This window comes from Methylobrevis pamukkalensis (assembly GCF_001720135.1).
GTDB lineage: Bacteria > Pseudomonadota > Alphaproteobacteria > Rhizobiales > Pleomorphomonadaceae > Methylobrevis > Methylobrevis pamukkalensis.
Genome location: NZ_MCRJ01000009.1, coordinates 46,270 through 53,182 on the forward strand (window position 1 = coordinate 46,270; position 6,913 = coordinate 53,182).

General features: G+C 66.6%; 4 protein-coding genes and 1 pseudogene. 3 read left to right on the forward strand and 2 right to left on the reverse strand.

Going from position 1 to position 6,913, the window contains the following annotated elements; all coding sequences use genetic code 11:
- Window positions 1-36 precede the first annotated feature (36 nt).
- Window positions 37-1,529: pseudogene (locus A6302_RS20955) on the reverse strand (CoA-acylating methylmalonate-semialdehyde dehydrogenase).
- A gap of 422 nt (window positions 1,530-1,951) precedes the next feature.
- A complete protein-coding gene (gene aptA, locus A6302_RS02930) occupies window positions 1,952-3,307 on the reverse strand; it encodes an omega-aminotransferase AptA (RefSeq protein ID WP_069305791.1) in 1,356 nt (451 codons plus the stop codon).
- Between the two features lie 387 nt (window positions 3,308-3,694).
- On the opposite strand from aptA, the gene A6302_RS02935 reads away from it, so the two are divergent.
- The 3 genes from A6302_RS02935 to A6302_RS23410 all read left to right on the forward strand — a co-directional run.
- Window positions 3,695-4,345, forward strand: a complete 651-nt coding sequence (locus tag A6302_RS02935; protein ID WP_069305792.1) for a TetR family transcriptional regulator C-terminal domain-containing protein — start codon at window positions 3,695-3,697, stop codon at window positions 4,343-4,345.
- Window positions 4,346-4,466: 121 nt separating this feature from the next.
- A complete protein-coding gene (locus A6302_RS02940; RefSeq protein WP_069305793.1) occupies window positions 4,467-5,285 on the forward strand; it encodes a lytic murein transglycosylase in 819 nt (272 codons plus the stop codon).
- A gap of 258 nt (window positions 5,286-5,543) precedes the next feature.
- On the forward strand, window positions 5,544-6,913 hold a 1,370-nt coding region (locus A6302_RS23410; RefSeq protein ID WP_069305794.1), incomplete at its 3' end, for a CAP domain-containing protein.

Genomic DNA, 6,913 nt, shown 5'->3' on the forward strand with positions numbered 1-6,913 from the left:
GCCGGGCCGTCAGTGGAAAGACCGGGAATCAAGGCCTCACATGGTCGGGAAGCTGAACTGGGCGCCCGACTTGATGCCTTCCGGCCAGCGGCTGGTGACGGTCTTGATGCGGGTGTAGAAGCGCACGCCTTCCGGCCCGTAGATGGCGTGATCGCCGAAGATCGACCGCTTCCAGCCGCCGAAGGATGGTAGGCGACCGGCACCGGCAGCGGCACGTTGATGCCGACCATGCCGATCTCGATCTGGTCGGCAAAGGAGCGCGCCGCGTCGCCGTCGCGGGTGAAGATCGCGGTGCCGTTGCCGTATTCGTGGTCGTTGATCAGCTTGGCGGCCTCCGCAAAGCTCTGCGCCCGCACCACGCCCAGCACCGGGCCGAAGATCTCCTGTTTGTAGATCTCCATGTCCGGGGTCACGCGGTCGAACAGGCTGCCGCCGAGGAAATAGCCGTTCTCGTAGCCCTGCAGCGAGAAGCCGCGGCCGTCGACCACCAGATCGGCGCCTTCCTTCACGCCCTGGTCGATGAAGCCGGAGATGCGCGCCTTGGCCTCGGCGGTCACCACCGGGCCCATCTCGGCATCGCTGTCGGTCCACGGACCGATCTTGAGGCTCTGCACCTTGGGCTTCAGCGCCTCGACGAGGCGGTCCGCCGTGCCCTCGCCCACCGGCACCGCGACCGAGATCGCCATGCAGCGCTCGCCGGCCGAGCCGTAGGCGGCCCCCATCAGCGCGTCCACGGTCTTGTCCATGTCGGCGTCGGGCATGACGATGGCGTGGTTCTTGGCCCCGCCCAGCGCCTGCACGCGCTTTCCGTGGGCCGTGCCGGTCGCGTAGACATATTCGGCGATGGCGGTGGAGCCGACGAAGGAGATCGCCTTCACGTCCGGATGCTTCAAGAGCGTGTCGACGGCGAGCTTGTCGCCGTGGACGACGTTGAGCACGCCGGCCGGGAAGCCCGCCTCCTGGAACAGGTCCCAGACGAGATTGACGGCGGAGGGATCGCGCTCGGACGGCTTCAGCACGAAGGTGTTGCCGCAGGCGATCGCCACCGGATACATCCACATCGGCACCATCGCCGGGAAATTGAACGGCGTGATGCCGGCGACGACGCCGAGCGGCTGGCGATCCGACCACGAGTCGATGTTCGGGCCGACGTTGCGCGAGAACTCGCCTTTCAGCAGATGCGGAATGCCGCAGGCGAACTCGATCACCTCAAGGCCGCGCTGCACCTCGCCCATGGCGTCGGCGTGGGTCTTGCCATGCTCGCGGGAAATCGCGGCGGCGATCTCGCCGAGATTCTGCTCGACGAGATCCTTGAACTTGAACATCAGCCGTGCGCGGCGCAGCGGCGGCGTGGTGCCCCAGGCAGGCGCTGCGGCCTTGGCGGCCGCGATCGCCGCGTTGATCTCGTCCAGCGTGGAGAGGATCAGCTCGCCCTGCGCCTCGCCGGTGGCGGGATTGAAGATCGGCTGCTTGCGGTCGCTCGCCGACAGCACCTTGCGGCCGTTGATGCAGTTTTCGATCTGGTACATGGGGGTGTCCTCGGCTGGAAGCGTCTCGTCGGTGACGGTTCTAGCATGGCGGGGGGTGCGGCCGTAGGGGGCGGAGCTCACAGGGGGTGTGCAGGGATGCACAACGGGGGGTCTTTCGGGGAGGAGAGGCCGAGGCCCCCTCATCCGGCGCTGCGCGCCACCTTCCTGCTTCGGAGTCACTTGCCTCCTCGCCTTCTTCGAAGCCCCGATGGGGAGAAGGGTAATTCGGAGCTGTCTCGGTGCCCGATGAACCGGTCGAGGTTCGTGACCATCCGCGGGTTACCCTTCTCCCCCACGGGGAGAAGGTGGCCCGAAGGGCCGGATGAGGGGGCGCCGCGAACTCGGGCTCGCCGCCCTCGAACAAACAAAGGCGCCGCAGCCCTCGCCGCGACGCCTCCCGAGACACCAAGACCACAAAAGACTCAGGGCAGATCCTTCAGCACCATCGCCAGGGTCGCCACGATCTCGTCGATGTGGTGCTCCTGCAACATCAGCGGCGGCGACAGGGCGATGATGTCGCCGGTGGTGCGGATCAGCACGCCCTTCTCGTAGGCCTTGAGGAAGGCGGTGAAGGCGCGTTTGGTCGGCTCGCCCGGCATCGGTGCCAGCTCGATCGCGCCGACGAGACCGATGTTGCGCACGTCGATCACGTGCGGCATGCCGCGCAGGGTGTGCAGCGCCGTCTGCCAGTAGGTGCCGAGGCCCTTGCCGTCGCCCGGCTCGTCCTTGTCCATCGCGCCCGCGGTCAGCAGGCCCTCCTCGGCATAGGTGTCGAGGGTGGCGAGCGCGGCGGCGCAGGCGAGCGGGTGGGCCGAGTAGGTGTAGCCGTGGAAGAACTCGATCAGGTGCTCCGGCCCGGTCATGAAGGCGTCGTGGATCTTCGACTGGACGAAGACCGCCCCCATCGGCACCGTGCCGTTGGAAATGCCCTTGGCCGTGGTGATCATGTCCGGCATCACGCCGAAATAGTCGGTGGCAAACGGCGTGCCGAGGCGGCCGAAGCCGGTGATGACCTCGTCGAAGATCAGCAGGATGTCATGCTTGTCGCAGATCGCGCGCAGCTTCTGCAGGTAGCCCTTCGGCGGGATCAGCACGCCGGTGGAGCCGGCGACCGGCTCGACGATCACCGCCGCCACCGTGGACGGATCGTGCAGCAGCACCACGCGCTCCAGATCGTCGGCAAGCTCCTCGCCGTACTCCGGCTCGCCGCGGGTGAAGGCGTTGCGGGCAAGGTCGTGGGTGTGGCGGATGTGGTCGACGCCGGTCAGAAGCGTGCCGAACATCTTGCGGTTGGTGACGATGCCGCCGACCGAGATGCCGCCGAAGTTGACGCCGTGATAGCCGCGCTCGCGGCCGATCAGCCGGAACTTGGAGCCGTTGCCCTTCACCCGGTGATAGGCGAGCGCGATCTTCAGCGCCGTCTCCACGGCCTCCGAGCCGGAGTTGGTGAAGAACACGTGGTCCATCGGCGAGGGCAGCAGGCTGACGAGGCGGGAGGCCAGCTCGAAGGCCTTCGGATGGCCCATCTGGAAGGCGGGCGCATAGTCGAGTTCGCCGGCCTGCCTGGCGATCGCCTCGACGATCTTGGGCCGGCCGTGGCCGGCGTTGACGCACCAGAGGCCCGCGGTGCCGTCCAGCACCTTCCGGCCGTCGGACGTCGTGTAATACATGTCCTTCGCGCTGACGAGCAGCCGCGGCTCCTGCTTGAACTGCCGGTTGGCGGTGAAGGGCATCCAGAAGGAATCGAGATTGTTGGTGGAGATGCGCGTGTCCGCCATCGTGTGCTCCGTAAAGGCATGTGCGCCGTAAAAGCAGAAAGGCCCGCCCGATCCCGGACGGACCCGAATCACCCTCCCGACCGGCGCCGTCTCCGCCGCCCTGACGGCCGGCCCGTCCCCGTCGCAGCACGGATTTCAGGCGCCTGTCCACGTCATCGGCGCCCTGCCCGCCGTCCCGGTCGGTCCGGGAGCGCCTTCAGGGGCGTTTTCCGGCCGTGCGGGCCGCAAGTTCTTGATAATTTTCTGACTGAACGGTCAACATCAGGCTATGTGATGCCCAAATCGGCCTCAAGTCCTTTTTTCCGGCGCCGGAGCGATCCTGGGTCGGCCTCTGGTCCGGGCCGGAGGCGGGGCCGCGGCAAGGGGCCAGGGGAGTAACGGCGGTCCATGCAAGCCGAGAACACCGCGCGTGCCAGTCAGAGCAAGAAGCGCACCCGCATCCAGATCGAGAACGAGGAACGCATTCTCGACGCGGCGCTGGACGTCTTCTCCAGCTACGGCTTTCGCGGCGCCACGGTGGACCAGATCGCCGAGGCGGCCGGCATGTCGAAGCCGAACCTCCTCTATTATTTCCGCCGCAAGCAGGACATCTACATCGCCGTTCTCAGCCGGACGCTGGAGAACTGGCTGACCCCGCTCGGCGACCTCGACCCCGACGGCGAACCGGAGGCCGAGATCGGGCGTTATGTCGGCCAGAAGCTGGCGATGTCGCGCGACAAGCCCATGGAATCGCGGCTGTTCGCGATCGAGGTGATCCAGGGCGCGCCGATGATGATGGACCTGTTGCGCACCGATCTTCGCGCCATCGTGGAGGACAAGGCCGGCGCGCTCGCCGCATGGATCGCCGCCGGAAAGCTCGCCAAGGTGGAGCCGGCCCATCTCATCTTCATGATCTGGGCGATGACCCAGCACTACGCCGACTTCGACACCCAGATCCAGAGCGTGATCGGCTCGGGCATCTCCGGCTCGCCGGACACCTTTGCCGACGCCGAACAGGCCGTGACCCAGATCCTGTTCCGGGGCATTCTGCCCCGGTGACTTCCTTTCAGGGGCATTCTGCCCCGGTGATGCCCCGGCGCACCCGCCTTGCTTGCGCGAGGCGCGTGCGCCGGACAGTGATGCTCCAACAGCGATACCCGCCATCGAGAGGTTCTGCCCGATGTGGTTCCTGACCCGTCTTGCCGCCCTAGCCGTTTCCGCCGGCGCCCTTGCGGGCGCGCCCGCCCTCGCCGCGCCCTGCGGCAACACCTCCGACGGCTTCCCCGCCTGGCTTGCCGACTTCAAGGTCCAGGCCGTCAGCAGCGGCATCTCGCAGCGCACCGTCTCGTCGGCGCTCGACGGACTCTCCTATGACCGCAAGACGATCGGCATGGACCGCGGCCAGAAGAAGACCTTTTCGCAGAGCTTCGAGAAATTCGCCGCCACCCGCGCCAACGCCGGCGCGATCGCGCTGGGCAAACGCGCGATGAAGCGCAACGCGGCGGTGCTCGCCAATGTCGAGGCGCGCTACGGTGTGCCGGCGGAGCTGGTCGTCGCCATCTGGGGGCTGGAAACCGGCTTCGGCAACTTCTCCGGCAACAAGAGCATCTTCCCGCCGCTCGCCACCCTCGCCTACGACTGCCGCCGCTCGGCCTTCTTCACCAAGGAGCTGGTGGCCGCGCTGAAGATCGTCGACCGGGGCGACCTGTCGCTCGGCGAAATGAAGGGCGCGGGCCACGGCGAACTCGGCCAGACCCAGTTCCTGCCCTCCAAGTATCTCGCCTTCGCCGTGGACGGCGACGGCGACGGCCGCCGCGACCTGCTGCGCTCGGTGCCCGACGTGCTCTACTCGACCGCCAACTACATGCGCGGCCACGGCTGGATCCCCGGCGCCGGCTACCAGGAAGGCGAGCCGAATTTTGCCATTCTCAACGAATGGAACCGCTCGACCGTCTACCAGAAGACCATCGCGTATTATGCGGGGAAGATCGGCGGCTGAGGCGCACCGCGGCGGTGTCTGCCGGCGCATGGCGCGCTGGCGGACACATCGTCCTGATCCGGCGCGGCAGACACGCTGAGCCGGCTTGGCGACATGGACGGAATTCTTCGTGCACAGGTTTTCCGCCGATTGACACAACCCGAAATCGCGGAAATTGTGGTTGCGTTCGGTCGTGAACGCGAACCCATGGTCGCATGACACCGGATCCCATTTGCCACTGTGGCCGCGTCCTCGCGCGCCGATCCGGATTGCCCGCACATGACGATCTCCAGTTACGAGCAGTTCTTTGTGGAACTGGTCAACGCCGCACGTCTCGACCTTGCCGGGACCGCTGCGCGGCTCGGTGTCACGCTGGAGGACGGCGTCGACACGTCTCCGAGGCAGGCGCTCGCCACCGACGCCTCACTGGAGGCCGCCTCGCAGGCCCATGCCATCTGGCTGATGCAGACCGGCAACCTCGGACTTGTCGGCGAGAACGGGTCGAGCCCGAGGGACCGCATGGCGGCGGCGGGCTATACCTTCGCGGCAAAGGCCGTGTCGGGCGCTGCGGTGGGCTTCGATGTGTCGGGCGATCCGGTGGAAGCGATCAGGCGTATCGTCGCTGACATGATCTCCGACGCCACGACACGCGACGTCCTGATGGGGGACAAGTTTCGGCAGTGCGGAGCGGGCGCCTACGGTGGCCCCTACGAGCACGACGGGCAGAGTTACGACAGCGTCGTGATGATGTCGGCGGACTTTGCAAGGTCCGGGGATGCCACCTTCCTCACGGGCGTAGCCTATGATGACCACGACGGAGACGGCTTCTATTCTCCGTATGAAGAATCCTGGGACGTACAGTTCAGCGTGGGCAATCAGTCCGCGACGTCCGATGAGTGGAACGGAAGCTACGCCCTCGCCTTCAACCGTCCCGACATCCTGACCGTCACCGTGACGGACATCTATGCGACGCGGGTAGTGAAGGTCGACGCCAGTCACGGCAACGTCAAGCTCGACCTCGTCAACGGCGAGTTGTTCAGTTCCGCCCACATGCGGCTTTTGTCCGGCATCAGCGCAGCTGGCCTTCTCGGCAGCGGCGATCTGAGGCTGACCGGCAACGCAGACGACAATCATCTGCGCGGCAATTCGGGGAACAATGTCATCGCCGGTCTCGACGGGAACGATGTGCTGATCGGCGAAGGCGGCAGCGACAGGCTGATCGGCGACACCGGTGACGATGCGCTCGACGGAGGCGCCGGGAACGATCTGCTCGAGGGCGGAACCGGCAACGACACGCTCATGGGCGGCGCGGGCGCAGATGTCTTCAACGGCGGGGGCGGTTCGGACACCGCGATGTTCGGCCACGTCCAGACCGGTCTCGTCATTTCCATGCGCACCCCCTCGAAAAGCACAGGCGAGGCCCGCGGCGACACGTTCGTGAATGTCGAGACGATCGTCGCCACGTCGTTCGATGACGCGGTCTATGGAGACGAGACCGCCAACATCCTGCGTGGACTGGACGGCGCGGACGTTCTCGATGGCGGGAACGGCGACGATATCCTCGAAGGCGGCAGCGGGGCAGACACGCTCGTCGGCGGCGCCGGCCTAGACATCGCCTCCTACAAGTCAGCAACGACCGCGCTCAAGCT